Below are 16,633 nucleotides of genomic sequence, written 5' to 3' on the forward strand. Positions count from 1 at the left end.
TTCCCCAACTATGAAACACTACCATTTCATCGCCATTGGAGGTGCGGTAATGCACAATCTGGCCCTGGCTTTAGTTCAAAAAGGCGACTCCATCACCGGCAGCGATGATGAAATCTATGAGCCTTCCCGAACTAGGCTTAGGTTGGCAGGTATACTACCCGCTGAGTTGGGTTGGTTTCCGGAAAAGATCCATTCGGGATTGGATGGGGTCATTTTGGGGATGCATGCCCGAATAGACAATCCGGAGCTCATTCGTGCGCAGGAATTGGGGATTCCTATCTATTCCTTTCCGGAATTCATCTTCAATCAAAGCCAAAGCAAAAAGCGGGTGGTCATCGCAGGATCTCATGGAAAGACGACCATAACCTCCATGATTCTCCACGTCTTGAAAGATCAGGGAGTGGATTTTGATTACTTAGTCGGCGCTCAGATCGAAGGGTTTGATCTGATGGTAAGGCTTTCGGATGCTCCTGTGATCGTGATCGAAGGGGATGAATACCTCACTTCTCCAATTGACCGTACTCCCAAATTTTTCCACTATCACCATGAAGTGGTTTTAGTCAGCGGAATTGCCTGGGATCATTTCAATGTTTTTCCTGATTTTGAAGAATACAAAGCCCAATTCTCCAGACTGATGGAACAGACTCCGAAGTCAGGGAAATTGATCTACTGCGCTTCGGATCTTTTGGTCAAGGAAGCGGCTGAGAAGGCATTAACTCAAGGTCAAAAAATCCCCTACCAAGCCCATCCTGCTCAAATTTCCAATGGAAAAACCCACCTGAAAACAAAACAGGGGCTGGTTGAATTGGAGATTTTTGGGGAGCATAATCTTCAAAACTTACAGGGTGCACTTTACATCTGTGAAGATTTAGGCGTCCCAGCAGCGCAGTTTTATGCGTCGATTCGGACATTCAAAGGTGCTGCAAAAAGGCAGGAAATTCTGGCCAAGAATGATTCGGGAATTCTCTTTAGGGATTTCGCCCACGCCCCTTCCAAATTGAAAGCCACAGTAAATGCGGTCAAAAATCAATTTCCAGACAGAAGATTGATAGCGGTGCAGGAACTCCACACTTTTTCATCCCTCAACAAGGCCTTTTTGCCCAATTATGCCCACTCTATGGCAGAGGCAGATGTCGCGATCGTCTATTTGAATCCGCATGCAGTCGCTTTGAAAAAGCTGGAACTGATGGATGAAAAAACACTTCGGGAGGGATTTATGAGAGCCGATCTTCAAGTTTTTACCGAAAGTCAGGCATTAAAAGACTACCTTTTGGGTCTGAATTACCAAAATACCAATCTGCTTTTGATGAGTTCGGGAAATTATGACAACCTGGACCTAGCTCCTTTGAAAGCCAAATTCAAGTAAAATGAAACTGAACCTGAGAAACCCCATTGCATTTTTTGACCTAGAAGCCACCGGAACCAATGTAGGAACTGACCGGATTGTAGAAATCTCCATCGTCAAGCTTTTTCCGGATGAAGGAAGGGAAATCTACACCCGAAAAGTAAATCCCGGCATTCCGATTCCTTTGGAAGCTTCCCTGATTCATGGAATTTATGATAAGGACGTGAAAAACGAACCCTTCTTTAAAGACATAGCGAAAGATATCCATCAGTTCATTGGAAAGGCCGATTTGGGTGGATTCAATGTGCTGAAATACGATATTCCTCTGTTGGTGGAGGAGTTCTTAAGGTCAGGGATTGATTTTGATCTGGAAAACAGGAATCTCCTCGATGCCCAAAAGATCTTTTTCCTGATGGAAAAAAGAAATCTCACCGCGGCTTATAAATTCTACTGCAACCGAACCTTGGAAAATGCCCACAGTGCAGAAGCGGATACTTTGGCCACCTTGGATGTTTTTCAGGCCCAAATTGAGCGCTACCAAGGAGAAGAAATTGAAGACCTACAGGGGAACCGGGTGGGGATTTTTCAGAATGACATGAAGAAAATCCACGAAATGGTCAATGAAAAGATGGTGGACTTAGCAGGTCGATTTGTCTTCAATTCCCAAGGTCAGGAAATCTTCAATTTTGGTAAGCACAAGGGCAAAACAGTAGAACAAGCTCTTAAAGAAGAACCCTCCTACTACGACTGGATGATGAAAGGTGACTTCCCCTTGGATACCAAACGCAAGCTGACTCAGATCAAGCTAAGGGGTTTTGGAGGAATGTGAGTTTCAGTAGGCAGCGGGCAGTAGGCAGTTAGGAGTGGGCAGCAAACAAGAAAAACTAGCCAGTTTTCAGTTCGAATCACAGTAGGTTAAGGGTTAAAAGTTAAATCCAAACTTCAGATTTCAGCATTTTGACTAAAGATTTCAACCTTCTGAAATAAAAACAGTCTCAGAGATATCACAGATTCCCACAGATTAAAATTCTTAATTTCAGCTTTCTGACTTAAGACTTCTGACTTTGAGCTTCAAGATCTGAGAACTGCCTACTGCCTACTGCCTATTGACCACTGACCCACTACTTATTGTAGTACTCCAGCGCCTTCGCCATATTGGCATTCAGCCGCTCAATTCTTCGGTCAGGGCCCGGGTGAGTGGAAAGGAATTCCGGAGGTGCCTCTCCCCCTACTTTGGCCATTCTTTCCCAAAATACAGGGGCCTGTCTTGGGTCATACCCAGCCATAGCCATAAAAATCAATCCCAGTTCATCTGCCTCTAACTCGTGTTTTCTGGAAAATTTCAGCATTCCCAATTGAGAGGTTACCCCAATCGACTGCAAAAAGATCTGCTCTGTCAAAGTTGGATTTTGTCCCATAGCCACGGAAATGGCGGATATTCCCAAGTTGGCAAGCATCCCATTGGACATTCGCTCTCTGGAGTGAGAAGCTACGGCATGAGCGACTTCATGTCCCATGACCACAGCAATTCCAGTCTCATCTTGGCAAATCGGCATGATACCGGTGTAAAAGGCCACTTTTCCTCCGGGCATACACCAAGCATTCACCTGCTCACTTTCCAATAAGTTGAATTCCCAAGCAAAAGTAGCCACCAAATCCTGATACCCCTCCTGAAGTAAGAAATCCTCCACGGCCTTCGAAATGCGTTTGCCCACATTGACCACTTGCTGACCCTGGGAGGTTTGAGTCACCACCTTGGATTCCCTTTTGATTTTGGCATATTCTTCATTCACCAAGGGCATGATTTCTTCATTCGATACAGCTGCAAGCTGCATTCGGCCGGTTAGTGGAACTTTTGCACAGGCATAAACCATCAAGCCAAGGGTCAGAATTGCTATTGTCTTTTTCATAGATTCATTTGCTTTTTTATTTTCAGTTCAAATCGGGTACCAAACCATAATGGAAAACTTTTTTTCTGACTCAAAATGGCAAAAGAGCACCGATCTATTTTCCTAAAGAAATGATTTCCTGAAAGATTTTCTCAAAATTTTAGGCTACAATTTTTTCAAAAAAAATGGTGTAGACTCCTTTGTGAATTAGGATAGGAATTAAAAATACCAAATGTCGTTCAACATCAGTACAAAAACAGGTCTGAAAGACCACATTTCCCTCTAATTTCCTATTTTTCAAAAAAGAATAAAGATGGAAACCCAAATAAATACCAGTGCTCTAACACCAGCTGCCGAAGATTACAGAAAAAAAATGCTCAACCCGGCAGTATTTCGGATGGCTATGCTTGCTAAGCTTCCTTCGGCTGTTTTTTGGGGATTTAAGATGCTCTCTTTAGATCGGGAGCAATGTCGGGTTTCGATTCCCTTCCGATGGAGTACGCAGAATCCTTTCAAGTCCATCTATTTCGCTGCACTGGCCGGTGCAGCCGAGTTGAGTACCGGAGCCCTTTGTCAGTTGGCCTTGGCGGGCAGAGGCAGTTTCAGCATGCTCGTGGTGGACTTTCGTGCCGAATATTTCAAAAAAGCGAATACCAAAATCTCCTTTTCCTGCGAGCAGGGTGCTGAACTGTTTGAGCTCATCGAAAGCCTGAATCCTGGTGATACGGCCCAATTGACCATGATCTCCACTGGAAAAAATACTTCAGATGAAATCGTTGCCAAGTTTTATGTGACTTGGTCCTTTAAGCGCAAAAATTAATCTTCTAAGTAGCCTTCCAACCGGATAAATTCCGAAAGCTGCGCCAATACCCGTTGACTGGACCAATCCAAAAACTGATGTGCCCGGTGAAACTCATTGAAACGGATGATCATTTCATCCCATGATTTCCGATCCAATTGGTATTTTTCCATCAGGCTGCTCCGAATGGAATCCGAATCGATGACAGCCAAATATCCTGCCCTTCTGCGCTCAATATCCAGCTGTTCTTCGTATTTCCTCAGTTGTCTATTTCTGCGGGTGAAGTAGCTGATAGGCCCATAAATTGAAAAATTGGGATAAAGTGAAGATTTGTCCGAAGCGGTGGTAGCTTGTCTGCTCAGCGGCTTTTCTCCCTCATGTTCATCTTTCACCAAAACCAAACGCCCGTCTTTGAAGCGATAGCGAAAAAGCTCGGACCGAACCTCAAAGGTCGGAAGAAGCCTTGCCTGATCTTGAATCTCTATCAAAAGCATTCTTTCCAAACCCAAAACCACTCGTTTGGCAACGAAGCCCGGAAAATTTATTCTCAATGTGTCCCCTGCACTGGCCCGGATACTGAAGTGTCCCCGCTCATTGGTGAGAACAGGCTCATTATCACCTACTCTGACCTCTACCCCTTTCATGTATTTTTTGTCGATGGCATCAATCACATTTCCGGAATAGGTCACCTGTCCCTGAACCCAGCCGGAAATCAACCAAGCAATACATAATAAGGAAAGCCGCTTCATTCTAAACAAAGCTAATCCGAGGAGACTTTTTCCGAAAATATTCCCGGTTAAAGAAACTTAATCAATTCCTTGGATCGACTTGAGCATATCTGTTCCTAAAAATTCAGGGGTTTCGGTTCGGTACCAGGTTCGATTCATAGGTATTTTCATCCCCTTAAAATCATATTCACCTTCCAGATAGATGATTTCTCCCTTGCCTGCTGCTTCATCCTGATAGAACTTGTAAGCCTCCATCCGGTAGTTTTCAGGATTGAGGTAGAAGTACCAAATGTCTTTTTCATAAGGTACACGGACCACTTGGTAGGTTTTTCCTGATAGAGTCTCTTCCCTCACCGAATCCTCAATCGCTGTTCCCGGATCCATCAGTTTCATGGGCAAGCCCCAGAGATAGGAGTAATAATTTCGAAGTCGGAGTGCTCTTTCTTTTTCCACCTCACCTTTGATGATTCTCACTGAGTCAGCCAATACCTCAAATTCCAAATCCCTAAATCGATAGGAAAAATGAGATTTTCCATTGTCCAAGGAAAAAACATAAGTCCGAGAGTCTCTCCCCGGAGGCAAACTGTCTTGCACCTGAAATGAAGCTCTCAAATTGGCCCACCTTCCGAGAGGATCATGGTAGGTAATGGACTGTTGAATCCACTCCTTGCCAGTAGTCGGCCTCCTTTCAGGAGAAGAGCAGGAAAATACCAGCATGCAAAAAACCAAGTATGTCAAGAATCGCATCCCTTTTTTCTTGACAATCTACTTAATTTCGGCGGATGACATCGAGCATGACCCTAATAAACACTCATAGGGATGATTAAAACCCAAGCGAAGATTGCCTGTCCGACGACAGGCGGGCATGTGGCATTTAAAAAACTAATTACAAACACATGAAACTCCAACTCACCCGGATAGCCCCTACACCCAGCGGATATTTGCACCTCGGCAATGTTTTTTCCTTCCTGATGACAAAAGCATTTGCCGAAAAATACCAGGCCGAAATTCTCCTTCGAATCGATGATTTGGATCGGGAAAGATACCGAACCGAGTATGTTCAAGACATTTTTGATACCTTGGACTTTTTGGAAATACAAATTAACCGCGGGCCAAAAAACCTCGGGGAGTTTGAATCAGAATGGTCTCAAATCCATAGAATGGACCTTTATGAAACAGCTCTGGAAAAAATCAGGAACTCCGGAAAAGTATTTGCCTGCGATTGCTCCCGAAAAAAAATTCAGCAAATGAGCCCTCAGGGCTATTATTTGGGACAATGCCTGGATCGCAGGATTCCCTTGGACAGAAAAGAAACATCCTGGAGAGTGGATACCTTGGATTCGGATTTCATCGAAATCAATGAATACCCGGACCGAAAAATTAACGGCTTGATCCCTGAGGAAAGCGCATTTTACATGATCCGAAAAAAAGACGGAGTCCCTTCCTATCATCTCAGCAGTTTGGTGGATGACCTTCATTTTGAGGTAGACGGGATAGTACGAGGTATTGATCTTTTGCCTTCGACCTTTGCTCAAATGGATCTTGCCAGACTGTTGGGAGATACTTCATTTTCCAAGACTCTTTTTCTCCATCATGAGCTGCTAAAGGGACCCGACCAGAAGAAACTGAGCAAGTCTGCTGATTCCACGTCTATTCATTACCTCAGAAATGAAGGTAAAAGCCTGAAGGACATTTTTGGTTTATTGGGTCTATGGGCCGGCAAAAAAGACCCAATCAGCACATTTGAGGAGTTCAAGGCTTCTTTTTTAACCCTATAAAAAAACTCCGAAACCTAAACCAAGCTGATCGCTTGACTTCAGTTTCGGAGTTCTTAAATCAGAGTGTTCCTACTTACTCGTACTTAGCTGGCATTCCCGGAGCCACAGAAGATTTGAGGATAAACTGTCGGATATCTTCATTGGATCTTTCCAAGTCTTCGGCCCTCAGATACATCATGTGACCTGACCGGTAGCCTTTGAAGTCAATTCTATCCTTCATTTTGCCGTTGGGGTCGATATGCCAAGTGCTGTATTTGGCATTGAAGTAGTCTGTGCCTCCGTCAAAATATCCGGATTGAACCATCAAGTGCAAGTAAGGATTCTGTCTCATTGCCGTGCCCAAGTCATAGCCGGTAGTTTCGTTGCTTCTATCCCATGGATTGACCGGACCAAAGAGATTGTAAGTCAGGTCAGAGTTGAATTTGAGGACGTTTTTGGCATAGTGATTAAAGGCAGGAGCAAAAGCATGATTCCAGCTTGTAAGCGCCGGATCGAAATCATATCGTTCTCCTCCCTCCATTCGGTCAAATCCTTTGTAGCGGCTGTCCAGTCGGCCCACGGTCATTCCATCCCGTTCACGAAGCAGTTCTTTCCAGAAAAAGCTGGTTGGTACCATCAAATTGTACTGAAGAATGGCTTCTTTTTTCAATCCGGAAAAATAGGCCATTTTGGTAGCAATAGCCTCTCGATCAGATTCAGAGAGCATGCCTCCTTTAGTCATGGCTGGGAGAATCTCATTTACAGCCATGGGCTCTACGATAGCTAGGATTTCATCCAGGTCTTTGGCCTGAAGCTCGGCAGGCAGTGCCTTATGGTACCATGCAGTGGCAGCGTAATACGGCCAGTAATTGGCCATTTTTACCGGGCCTCCTCTATCAATCCCCATATCGGTGGGTGACACAAGGATCACCCCATTGAAATACATCCAGTGGGAATTCTGAAGCCGTGAAACCAAGCCAGCTACCCGGGTGGTCCCGTAGCTTTCTCCGATCAGGTATTTGGGAGAAGCCCAGCGGTTTTGACGGGTTACGAAGGTATTAACCCAGTCAGCCAAGTATTGGATATCGGCATTGATTCCGAAAAAAGTACTTCTTGGGGTGTCTTCTTTTACAATTCGACTATAACCGGTATTGACTGGATCCACGTAGACGATATCCGCCACATCCAGGATCGAGTGAGGATTGGATCTGGTCCCATAAGGCTGAACCGGGTAGCCCTCGTCGTCGATATTCAGCAATACCGGGCCCGTGTAAGCCAGATGCATCCAAATAGAAGCAGAACCGGGACCTCCATTGAAACTGATGACCAATGGCCTTTTGGCTTTGTCGGAGATATCAGTACGTTCGTAGTATGTGTAGAAAAGTGAGGCAATCGGGTCCCCATTGGCATCCCAAACCGGCTGGGTGCCAGCAGTAGCTTTGTAGGGGACTCTCTTGCCTTTGATGGTGACTTCTGCAGTCGTTTCAACTTTGGATTCCACCTCGATTTTGCGTTCTGTCTGTGAAAAAGCCAGACTGGCGCAAACAAGGAAAAACAAACTCAAGTAAATTTTTCTCATAGATTGATCAGGTTAAATGCATTGGAAATTAACACGATTACCTCGATTCTGAGCAGGAAAATTACAGGAGTGGAGATGGAAAGCTCTAGTTGTTGGTGCTGTACCCGACCAGTTTGGCGATGACTACGGCAGGATACAAAATTCCGACTGTAGATAGAAACACGGCCAGCATTTTTGACATAACGTTGACCGGAGTATAGTCACCAAAACCCACCGTGGTCAAGGATACCAAACTGAAATACACATAGGTCGAAAAGTCCTCATCCAACCCCAAAAGCTTGCTTTGCCCTGAAATTTCCGTTATTCCGGTAATGGACGACCCAATCACCAAGTGAATCACTTCAAATCCAAACGCACCTAAAATCGCGAGAAGAAGATACACATTCACTGCCCCTATCACCCGATACAGATTGACTTCATTGTTTCGGAAAAGAAGTCGGAGATTGACAAAAATGAAAACGCCCATATTGATCAATCCCACCACTCGTTCCCAGAGATAAAACTCCATAGGCAGGTTGCTGAATCTGAGGATTCTCAAACCTAGCTGAAGAAAAAACAGGCTTGTGGTCAAAAAAATCAAAAACCGGTTATTGGAAGACCATATTCCTGTGAAAAACAGAAAAACAAACACCAGATTGACGAACAGCTGACTGACATGACCATACTCAATCAGGACAGGAAGAATAAAAATTGTGAACACCAAAACAAACAAGAGCGTGACAAAACTGAAGTCATTCAGCCAATATTCACTGAGGTTCTCCATGATTTTGCGGACTCCCACCCTTCGCTTTGTTGACTCCTCCATGCTCAAAAAGTAAGTTCTCCTTCCCAGACTTTGACGGCATTTCCCCGGATCAAAACCCGGTCATCGTGTTTTTCTAAAAACAGCTCACCTCCTCTTTTGCTTGCCTGAAATGCCCAAAGTTGGGTTTTTCCTGTTTTTTGATTCCAGTAATCCATCAAGGCACAATGAGCAAAACCCGTGACCGGATCTTCCGGCACACCCACATTGGGACCAAAAAACCGGCTTATGATATCATAGTCTTGATCGCCCACGGCCGTGATGATAAATCCCTCCTCACTATGCGCAGCTATTTTTCCAAAATCCGGAACCAAATCCCGGACGGCTTGGGCATCCTCCAATTCAAAAATCCAGTTTTTGCGCAGCTGAGCGGCATGCAAAATCCTCTTTCCAAAAAGCTGATCGGTAAATTCCGGATGAGAATCAGTAAACGTGGGAATCAATGGAAAATCCATCTCCAAAAATCCTCCCTCGCTTTTGACTCTCAGCTCACCGCTTTTGGTAGAAAAATGAATTTGCTCTCCATCTTTTGCCCAACCGGATAGGAGCATCCAATGCGAAGAGGCCAAAGTGGCATGTCCGCAAAGATCGATCTCCAAAGTTGGGGTAAACCAGCGAAGGTTGAAATATCCCGGTTCTGCCGTTTTTTCAACAAAAGCTGTTTCACTCAGATTCATTTCCATGGCGATGGATTGCATGGTTTCTTTGGAAAGAAATTCTTCCAAAAGACAAACCGCAGCAGGATTTCCGGAAAAAGGTCTATCCGTGAATGCATCAATTACCGCTATTTTCAGTGTATTCCCCATCAGTATCTCTCTTTAAAGATTCGCAAATGATGTTCCAAGTGACCGGGGATGATCCATAGAAGGGCTCTTGGAGTAATCGCATTCCCATTAGCCGAGCCTACCCAATCCAACACCTCCTCCGACAGCGTCGGAATGAAACTCAGCAAAGCCTGTCTTTGCATTTCAAAGTCCTGAATCAAAGCGGAAAAAGAAACTGGGGAAAATCTTCCTTCAACTACATAGTGATCCTGATCAAATCCCGGAAGCATTTGCTTTTCACCCCTTGCAATGCACAAGGCCCTAAATAGCATGATCCGCTCTGTATCGATGATATGACCCAAGACCTCTTTCGGCGACCATTTTCCCTGATCATACCCCTGATTTTCCCAGCCCTCCGATTTGCTTGAAAAATAAGCCTTGAGTTCTATCAGCTGCTTTTGAATCAGATCAGAATAGTTTTCTTGGGAGAGTTTGGAAATATAGGTTTCAAAAAAAACCGGATAATCTCCTTTGTTTGGTAGTGAGAAGGTATTCATGTAAAACTGTTTAGCGAATCTGCTGCTTTGGGATAAATTTAGGCCTAAGCTAAAAACAACCTTACGATGCACAAAATTTTATTCACCCTCCTTTTGGGATTCCTTTCCCAAAATCTGTTTTCCCAACAAGCCATCATCAGAAACCCCCAAATCGCCAAGATGGTGGAAGAAGTTTCTGCAGATTCTCTCAAAAAATATATCGATGGATTGACTTCCTTCACTTCCAGACATACCCTCAACACCGACACTGAGCAAGGCATGCCTGCCGCTCAACGCTATGTCTTGACCAAGTTTCAGGAGTGGGCAAAGTCCTCAGGAGGAAGAATGAGTGCTGAAATCGAGGATTTTGTCACTCCCGGTGATGGACGAAGAATAAAAGAAGACGCCACCGTGGCCAATGTAGTCGCCACGCTAAAAGGCACCAATCCAAACGATAATCGGGTTTTTATTGTATCTGCTCATCTTGACTCAAGAAACAGAGACGTGATGGATGCCGATGGGGCTGCTCCCGGCGCCAACGATGACGGAAGTGGTGTGGCTCTTGTGATGGAATTGGCCAGAATCATGGCCAAAAAGGAATTTTCAGCCACCATTTTTTTTGTTGCTTTTACCGGAGAAGAGCAAGGGCTAAAAGGAGCTACCTACTTGGCAGACAAAGCCAAAGAGCAAGGATGGAATATCGAAGCAGTATTGAACAATGACATTGTGGGTAACAGTGAGTCTTCCGGCACTTTGATCAAGAACAACACCCAAATGCGGGTGTTTTCTGAAACCATTCCCCTTGCAGAGGACGAAAGAGCCGCTTCCATCCGACGCTACACCAACGCGGACAATGACAGCAAGTCCAGACAATTGGCCCGATACATCAAAGAAGTAGGAGAACGCTACGTGGACCAAATGGAAGTCAAACTGATTTACAGAAGCGATCGGTTTCTGAGAGGTGGAGACCAAACTCCATTTATGAGAAATGGATATACCGCGGTAAGAATATCTGAAATGAATGAAAATTTCATCCATCAGCACGAAAATGTCCGGGTGGAAGACGGTATTCAATATGGAGACCTGCCTGAATTCATGGATTTTGAATATTTGAGAAAAGTCTCAGCCGTAAACCTAGCCTCTGCGGCCTCCTTGGCCAACTCGCCCTACTTGCCTCAGGAAGTACAGATTGACGTCAGAGGCCTGAGCAATCATTCTATTTTACTCTGGAAAGCTCCTCAAACCGGAAAAGTCAAAGGCTATTACGTCCTGATGAGGGAAACTTCCTCTTCGATGTGGGAAAAGAAGTTTTTCACCACGGAAACCAACCTGACTCTACCCTATAGCAAGGATAATTATTTCTTTGCTGTACAGTCGGTAGCTGAAGATGGAGAAGAAAGCCTTCCGGTGTTTCCTTCACCACTGACACGATAAGTTTACTTAAACCAGTTCTAAATTTGGAATAATATTGGGCAAATGGAAACCCATTAACCCCAGTAAATAGTTAAGTTTAAGTATAAAATACAACCAAAATGAAACAGAAAGAAATAGTAACGCTTCAGCGTTCTTTGCTCCCTGATACAGAAGCCTTGCTCAATAAGCAGATCGAAATGGAAGGCAAGTCCTCTGCCTATTACCTTTCCATGGCTTCTTGGTGCCACATGATGGGTTATGAAAATGCAGCCAAATACCTCTACACCCATGCCGATGAGGAAAGAATGCACATGATGAAAATCTTCCAATATGTGAATGAAGCTGGTGGTCATGCGATCCAACCTGAAATCACGGGAGTTCGTCACCATTTCAATTCCTTAAGAGAGGTCTTTGAATTGATTTTGGAACATGAGATCAAGGTCACCAAATCCATTAACAACATCGTGGATCATGCATTTGGAGTAAAAGACTTTGCGACCTTCAGCTTTATGCAATGGTATGTGACCGAGCAACGCGAAGAAGAAACCATGTCAAGACGGGCATTAGAGCTCTTTGACATTATCGGTGAGGAAGGCATTGGACTCTGGACTATCGATCAGGAATTGGGCAAGTTGCATGCCGCCGGAGAAGCATCTGGTACTTGAACAATCCACCTCCCAAATCAGAAAATCGGCCTCTAATTGGGCCGATTTTTTTTGTTCTTGTTTTTCGGGTGAAGTAAACTCTTTAAAACTGGACTTCAAGAAGTGTTTTATGCTTTTTATTCACTTTGGAAATGCTCAAAATTGAATACATGTGATGCTATCCACTGTCATTTCAAAAATTTTTAATCATCCAATTTGAAATAGGCCATTTCAATTTGTCGATCATTTTTTGTAGAAAAAAGACAACATATTCTAATTTAAATGAAATAATATATTTTTTTAAATTCAAAATAATATATTAGTGAAATATAATTTGTCAAATTTTAATTCTTTAAAAAACGATATTACAGTGTTTTTTATAAATTCCTATAAATCTTAATTGAATAGACCCAAGCTATGACGAACCCAATTACTACCCTGCAGGCGAGGTTTTTTCAGGAACTCAAATCATCTATTCTTCCTTACGCATCTCTTGTAGATGAAATCGCAGAGTTGCTTCAAGTAAGCATGGATAGTGCCTATCGCAGAATCCGAGGCGAGAAACTGCTCGATTTTGAGGAACTGAAAATCATTTGTCACCGATTCAATATCTCCGTGGACCGCTTTTTCAGTACCACCTCCAATGCTATTCTATTTCATGGTTCGCTCAATTCCTATGATGAAAATGCATTTGGTAAATGGATGGAAGATGTCTTGGCCCAACTCAACTTAGTCAATAGCTTCAGCAATAAGCATGTTTATTTTTTGGTAAAGGACATGCCCCCATTTCATCATTACTACCATCCACTGCTGGCAGGATTCAAGTTTTTCTTCTGGAAAAAATCAATTCTCTACAATGAGAGCTTGAAGAATGAAAAGTTTTCGGCCTCGAAAAACTTTTTCGCCCCTTACCAAGATCTGACGCAGAAAATCCTGCGGGTTTACAACAAAGTCCCAACCTCCGAAATCTGGAATGAAGAAGGTCTAAATACCACCCTAAGGCAAATAGAGGTCTATCATGATATGGGGCTGATAGACCATCCTGAAACCACGGTCCAACTCTACCAATGCCTACTCGAGGTAATCGACCATCTGGAAAAAATGGCAGAGACAGGAAGAAAATCCATGCTCGGCCATTCCCCTTCGGAGGAAAGTGCTGAATACCGCTTGTATCTGAATGAAATAGTATTGGGAGACAATACATTCATGGCCGAAATCGGCGAAAACAAGATCACCTACCTCAACCACAGTGTCCTGTATTTTGTAGGGTCAACCGATCAGCGATTCAATGAGGGGATGTTTAAAAACTTGGAGAATCTGATGAAAAAATCCACCTTGATCAGTGGTATCGGGGAAAAGGAAAGAAAGCAATTTTTCAATAAACTTCGCAAAAAAGTACAGGCAAAAGCCGCTTTGGTTCAATCAGAAGTCTAACTTAGCCAAATATTATAGTCAACGGTTTTTATTGCCAAGTACCTTTTCCGATGAATCGACGCTTCCTAATTCCAATAGTTTCTTCTTTGCTGGTTTTTTCATGCTCCCAATCCGAAACCCAGGATTCTTCGGGATCTTCTTCCTCCTCTGTCCCACTTTCCCAGGCAGAACCTCCCCAAAAAGAATCCGGAATGGCTTGGATTCCGGGAGGGGAATTTACTATGGGCACCAATGAGGCCGATGCCTATCCTGCCGAAAAACCGGCCGTCAATGTGCGTGTAGAGGGTTTTTGGATGGATATCCATGAGGTCACCAATGAAGAATATGCGAAGTTTACCGAAGAAACGGGATATCTGACTGTCGCCGAAAGGCCAATTGACTGGGAAGAATTGAAAAAGCAACTCCCTCCCGGTACACCCAAAATTCCGGATGAGCAACTTCAGCCTGGCTCCATGGTATTTTCTCCTCCTCCTTATCCTGTGCCTCTGAATGACATCTCACGTTGGTGGGTATGGGTGACGGGTGCCAATTGGAGACATCCCTATGGTCCGGGAAGTTCGATCGAAGGACTGGAAAAGCATCCCGTGGTGCATATTGCATTCGAAGACGCCGAAGCCTATGCCCAGTGGGCAGGCAAAAGATTACCAACCGAATTTGAGTGGGAATTTGCAGCCCGGGGCGGAGTTAACGGAAAACGATTTGCCTGGGGAGATGAACTTACTCCATCCGGTCAATACCTTGCCAATACTTTCCAGGGAAATTTCCCTAACGAAAATCTAGGCAGCGATGGATTTATGGGTACGAGTCCGGTGAAATCATTTGCTCCCAATTCCTTTGGTCTCTATGACATGATCGGCAACGTTTGGGAACTCACCTCCGACTGGTACGATGCACTGAAACTTGCAAGAATTGCCGGAGAAGCCCCAAAACTTGACGAAGGTATGAATCCCTGCTACAACCCTGACAATCCTTTTGCTCAGGAACGAGTGATCAAAGGAGGTTCTTTTCTTTGCGCAGCCAACTACTGTGTGAATTACCGTCCCTCTGCCCGTACAGGACAAGCCTACGACTCGGGTACATCCAATGTGGGATTCCGCTTGGTCAAAGATGCTCCGGGAAAAACCCTTGGAATGAACTAAGCCAGCGCTACACGCCCGTAATTTCGCGGAATTTCACACTTTGCCGCTGACTCAAATCAATTTTATGCCCGGATTTCAGAACAATGAGTAAAGTACTGTTGAAATAAGGCTCGATCTGCGTCACGTAGTCCAGATTGAACATGTATTGCCTGTTGGCTCGGAAAAACAGATCTTCTGGAAGCTTTTGCTCCAAATAGGTCAGGGATTTGTGCAGCAGGGGTTTCTGATTATCATAAAACACCCGAACATAGTTCCCCACACTTTCCATCAGAAAAATCTTGGAAACAGGCACAAAATGGCAGGACTCCCCGTCTTTGATAAAAATCTTTTTATCCGCACTCAGCCTGTCTTTTACCTCAGATTCTTCTTTTTTGCTTTTTTGCAAAAACCGATGAATAGCATCATTTAATCTACTGGGATTTAGAGGTTTAAGCAAGTAGTCCAAAGCATTTACTTCAAATGCCTTAATCGCAAATTGATCATAAGCCGTAACAAAGATCACCTCCTTCACTTCATCCAGAGCTTCCAAAAACTCAAACCCGTTTTTGCCGGGCATATTGATATCTAAAAAGATCAAATCCGGACGAAGCTCGTTACACTCCCGGATGGCCTGATCCACATGGTCCGAGGCGCCTACCAGCTCCAATTGGTCATAGGGTCTTAAAAGTATCTTAAGTTCTTCCAGAGCCAAAAGTTCATCATCTACCAAATAGGCTGTTTTTTTCATTTGGATTCTTGTTTATTCGTCATTAACCAATACTGATTTTTGCTTTTACCTTATTTTCTCCAAACGGAAGAATCTCAAAATCTCCCTGATCGTGAAACAAAGCTTCTAAGCGTTTTTCCAAGCTTTTGAGTCCAATCCCCATGTTTCCATTCAGGTGAAGGGTGCCGTCATTAATTACTTCCAGAACAAGTTTTTTATCAATCAATTTGGACTCGATACTTACCCGCCCACCATCTGGAAGCAGGGTGATCCCATGTTTGATGGCATTTTCAGCCAGAGTCAAAACCATAGCTGGAGGCACCTTCATCTCCAGGGTCTCTTCCTGCATTCTCACCTGGACGTCTAGCCTTTTTCCAAACCGGATTTTTTCCAGCTCCAGGTATTTGATCACCTCGTTGATCTCTTCATTGAGAGGGATTAACGGGGCTTTTTCGTAATTGAGAGTAAATCGGAGCAGCTCCGATAATTTGATGATGGCATCTCGTGCTTTTTCCTGATCGATCAAAACCAAAGCCTTGATGCTATTGAGTGCATTGAAAAGAAAATGAGGGTTCAACTGGGTCTTCAGCAGTTCCAACTCGGCAGACTTGGCCACATTTTGGTAGGTCAGCTTTTGCTCGGCGATTTCTGCATTCTTTTTGAGAATATGGTAGAGGTAATAAATGATGATCCACACGATCACGTACCGGCTCAGATTCATGAACTGGCCCATGATTCCTATCCATATGTCCTTTTGCTGAAGCAAGGAAGGATCTGCTACCAAAAATGGGATGTAGACCACCAAAACCAACAAGAAAGTGATCAAAATGACATCCAGCACCGCCTTGAACCAAATCGTGGAAAGTCTCCTGTCAAATACCCTGGGTTTGATAAAAACCTTCTTGTAGAAATGGGATACCAGCAAACCGGAACATGACAGAATCACAAACTGCTGGACGTATTCCCAATTGAACTCTCCCAAAATGAAGAAGGTATAATTGACCGTTTCGATGAAAATGATCATACTCCATCCAGAGACTTGAAGAAGCCAGTACAGCCTGTTTTTTGCTATGTTTTTGATCCAAGGCATGAATCCGA

Annotated in this window: 17 protein-coding genes; 8 read left to right on the top strand and 9 right to left on the bottom strand. The window is 44.0% G+C overall.

Going from position 1 to position 16,633, the window contains the following annotated elements; translation table 11 throughout:
• Nucleotides 1-10 precede the first annotated feature (10 nt).
• Both AAA943_RS00295 and AAA943_RS00300 read left to right on the top strand, forming a co-directional pair.
• A complete protein-coding gene (locus AAA943_RS00295) occupies nt 11-1,366 on the top strand; it encodes a UDP-N-acetylmuramate--L-alanine ligase (protein ID WP_338222232.1) in 1,356 nt (451 codons plus the stop codon).
• Nucleotide 1,367: 1 nt separating this feature from the next.
• Entirely contained in the window at nt 1,368-2,174 is an 807-nt protein-coding gene (locus tag AAA943_RS00300) for an exonuclease domain-containing protein (protein ID WP_338222233.1), read from the top strand.
• 292 nt (nt 2,175-2,466) lie between these two features.
• On the opposite strand, the gene AAA943_RS00305 is transcribed toward AAA943_RS00300, so the two are convergent.
• Nucleotides 2,467-3,255, bottom strand: a complete 789-nt coding sequence (locus AAA943_RS00305) for a M48 family metallopeptidase (RefSeq protein ID WP_338222234.1) — start codon at nt 3,253-3,255, stop codon at nt 2,467-2,469.
• Between the two features lie 292 nt (nt 3,256-3,547).
• On the opposite strand from AAA943_RS00305, the gene AAA943_RS00310 reads away from it, so the two are divergent.
• Nucleotides 3,548-4,054, top strand: a complete 507-nt coding sequence (locus tag AAA943_RS00310; protein ID WP_338222235.1) for a PaaI family thioesterase — start codon at nt 3,548-3,550, stop codon at nt 4,052-4,054.
• Here the strand turns inward: AAA943_RS00310 and AAA943_RS00315 are convergent.
• Nucleotides 4,051-4,782, bottom strand: a complete 732-nt coding sequence (locus tag AAA943_RS00315) for a peptidase associated/transthyretin-like domain-containing protein (protein WP_338222236.1) — start codon at nt 4,780-4,782, stop codon at nt 4,051-4,053. The two genes, AAA943_RS00310 and AAA943_RS00315, sit on opposite strands and share 4 nt — an antisense overlap.
• 57 nt (nt 4,783-4,839) lie before the next feature.
• Entirely contained in the window at nt 4,840-5,478 is a 639-nt protein-coding gene (locus AAA943_RS00320) for a DUF6503 family protein (protein WP_338222238.1), read from the bottom strand.
• A gap of 179 nt (nt 5,479-5,657) precedes the next feature.
• On the opposite strand from AAA943_RS00320, the gene AAA943_RS00325 reads away from it, so the two are divergent.
• A complete protein-coding gene (locus AAA943_RS00325; RefSeq protein ID WP_338222240.1) occupies nt 5,658-6,539 on the top strand; it encodes a glutamate--tRNA ligase family protein in 882 nt (293 codons plus the stop codon).
• 73 nt (nt 6,540-6,612) lie between these two features.
• Here AAA943_RS00325 and AAA943_RS00330 read toward each other — a convergent pair whose 3' ends face one another.
• The 4 genes from AAA943_RS00330 to AAA943_RS00345 all read right to left on the bottom strand — a co-directional run bounded on the left by AAA943_RS00330 (nt 6,613) and on the right by AAA943_RS00345 (nt 10,220).
• Entirely contained in the window at nt 6,613-8,097 is a 1,485-nt protein-coding gene (locus tag AAA943_RS00330; protein ID WP_338222241.1) for a S10 family peptidase, read from the bottom strand.
• An 85-nt stretch (nt 8,098-8,182) separates the two neighbouring features.
• Nucleotides 8,183-8,860, bottom strand: a complete 678-nt coding sequence (locus AAA943_RS00335; protein ID WP_338222242.1) for a potassium channel family protein — start codon at nt 8,858-8,860, stop codon at nt 8,183-8,185.
• A gap of 44 nt (nt 8,861-8,904) precedes the next feature.
• On the bottom strand, nt 8,905-9,705 hold the full coding sequence (locus AAA943_RS00340; RefSeq protein WP_338222243.1) for a PhzF family phenazine biosynthesis protein: 801 nt from the start codon (nt 9,703-9,705) through the stop codon (nt 8,905-8,907).
• Entirely contained in the window at nt 9,705-10,220 is a 516-nt protein-coding gene (locus AAA943_RS00345; protein ID WP_338222245.1) for a DinB family protein, read from the bottom strand. Before AAA943_RS00345 ends, AAA943_RS00340 begins: the two co-directional genes overlap by 1 nt.
• Before the next feature lie 66 nt (nt 10,221-10,286).
• Between AAA943_RS00345 and AAA943_RS00350 the strand changes: the two genes are divergently transcribed.
• From AAA943_RS00350 to AAA943_RS00365, 4 genes are all read left to right on the top strand, one after another.
• Nucleotides 10,287-11,633, top strand: coding sequence for a M28 family metallopeptidase (locus tag AAA943_RS00350; RefSeq protein WP_338222247.1), 1,347 nt, complete (start codon nt 10,287-10,289; stop codon nt 11,631-11,633).
• 98 nt (nt 11,634-11,731) lie between these two features.
• Nucleotides 11,732-12,277, top strand: coding sequence for a ferritin (locus AAA943_RS00355; RefSeq protein WP_338222249.1), 546 nt, complete (start codon nt 11,732-11,734; stop codon nt 12,275-12,277).
• Between the two features lie 396 nt (nt 12,278-12,673).
• Nucleotides 12,674-13,690 (top strand): hypothetical protein, encoded by a 1,017-nt coding sequence (locus AAA943_RS00360; RefSeq protein ID WP_338222251.1) that lies wholly within the window; start codon nt 12,674-12,676, stop codon nt 13,688-13,690.
• A gap of 50 nt (nt 13,691-13,740) precedes the next feature.
• The gene (locus tag AAA943_RS00365) at nt 13,741-14,829 is read left to right on the top strand and encodes a formylglycine-generating enzyme family protein (protein WP_338222252.1); all 1,089 of its coding nucleotides are present in this window, start codon (nt 13,741-13,743) and stop codon (nt 14,827-14,829) included.
• Between the two features lie 7 nt (nt 14,830-14,836).
• Here the strand turns inward: AAA943_RS00365 and AAA943_RS00370 are convergent, their stop codons facing one another.
• Nucleotides 14,837-15,556, bottom strand: a complete 720-nt coding sequence (locus tag AAA943_RS00370; protein ID WP_338222253.1) for a LytR/AlgR family response regulator transcription factor — start codon at nt 15,554-15,556, stop codon at nt 14,837-14,839.
• A 22-nt stretch (nt 15,557-15,578) separates the two neighbouring features.
• A complete protein-coding gene (locus tag AAA943_RS00375; protein WP_338222254.1) occupies nt 15,579-16,625 on the bottom strand; it encodes a sensor histidine kinase in 1,047 nt (348 codons plus the stop codon).
• Nucleotides 16,626-16,633: the final 8 nt, after the last annotated feature.

Origin of the sequence: Algoriphagus confluentis, from assembly GCF_036245625.1 — a bacterium.
GTDB classification, from domain to species: Bacteria; Bacteroidota; Bacteroidia; order Cytophagales; family Cyclobacteriaceae; genus Algoriphagus; species Algoriphagus confluentis.

Bases quoted from the DNA above. Each gene is read 5' to 3' on its own strand.
- AAA943_RS00320 (WP_338222238.1), bottom strand. From the start codon at position 5,478: ATGCTGGTATTTTCCTGCTCTTCTCCTGAAAGGAGGCCGACTACTGGC.
- AAA943_RS00300 (WP_338222233.1), top strand. From the start codon at position 1,368: ATGAAACTGAACCTGAGAAACCCCATTGCATTTTTTGACCTAGAAGCC.
- AAA943_RS00330 (WP_338222241.1), bottom strand. From the start codon at position 8,097: ATGAGAAAAATTTACTTGAGTTTGTTTTTCCTTGTTTGCGCCAGTCTG.
- AAA943_RS00325 (WP_338222240.1), top strand. From the start codon at position 5,658: ATGAAACTCCAACTCACCCGGATAGCCCCTACACCCAGCGGATATTTG.
- AAA943_RS00375 (WP_338222254.1), bottom strand. From the start codon at position 16,625: ATGCCTTGGATCAAAAACATAGCAAAAAACAGGCTGTACTGGCTTCTT.
- AAA943_RS00350 (WP_338222247.1), top strand. From the start codon at position 10,287: ATGCACAAAATTTTATTCACCCTCCTTTTGGGATTCCTTTCCCAAAAT.
- AAA943_RS00340 (WP_338222243.1), bottom strand. From the start codon at position 9,705: ATGGGGAATACACTGAAAATAGCGGTAATTGATGCATTCACGGATAGA.
- AAA943_RS00305 (WP_338222234.1), bottom strand. From the start codon at position 3,255: ATGAAAAAGACAATAGCAATTCTGACCCTTGGCTTGATGGTTTATGCC.
- AAA943_RS00310 (WP_338222235.1), top strand. From the start codon at position 3,548: ATGGAAACCCAAATAAATACCAGTGCTCTAACACCAGCTGCCGAAGAT.
- AAA943_RS00345 (WP_338222245.1), bottom strand. From the start codon at position 10,220: ATGAATACCTTCTCACTACCAAACAAAGGAGATTATCCGGTTTTTTTT.
- AAA943_RS00295 (WP_338222232.1), top strand. From the start codon at position 11: ATGAAACACTACCATTTCATCGCCATTGGAGGTGCGGTAATGCACAAT.
- AAA943_RS00365 (WP_338222252.1), top strand. From the start codon at position 13,741: ATGAATCGACGCTTCCTAATTCCAATAGTTTCTTCTTTGCTGGTTTTT.
- AAA943_RS00335 (WP_338222242.1), bottom strand. From the start codon at position 8,860: ATGGAGAACCTCAGTGAATATTGGCTGAATGACTTCAGTTTTGTCACG.
- AAA943_RS00315 (WP_338222236.1), bottom strand. From the start codon at position 4,782: ATGAAGCGGCTTTCCTTATTATGTATTGCTTGGTTGATTTCCGGCTGG.
- AAA943_RS00360 (WP_338222251.1), top strand. From the start codon at position 12,674: ATGACGAACCCAATTACTACCCTGCAGGCGAGGTTTTTTCAGGAACTC.
- AAA943_RS00355 (WP_338222249.1), top strand. From the start codon at position 11,732: ATGAAACAGAAAGAAATAGTAACGCTTCAGCGTTCTTTGCTCCCTGAT.
- AAA943_RS00370 (WP_338222253.1), bottom strand. From the start codon at position 15,556: ATGAAAAAAACAGCCTATTTGGTAGATGATGAACTTTTGGCTCTGGAA.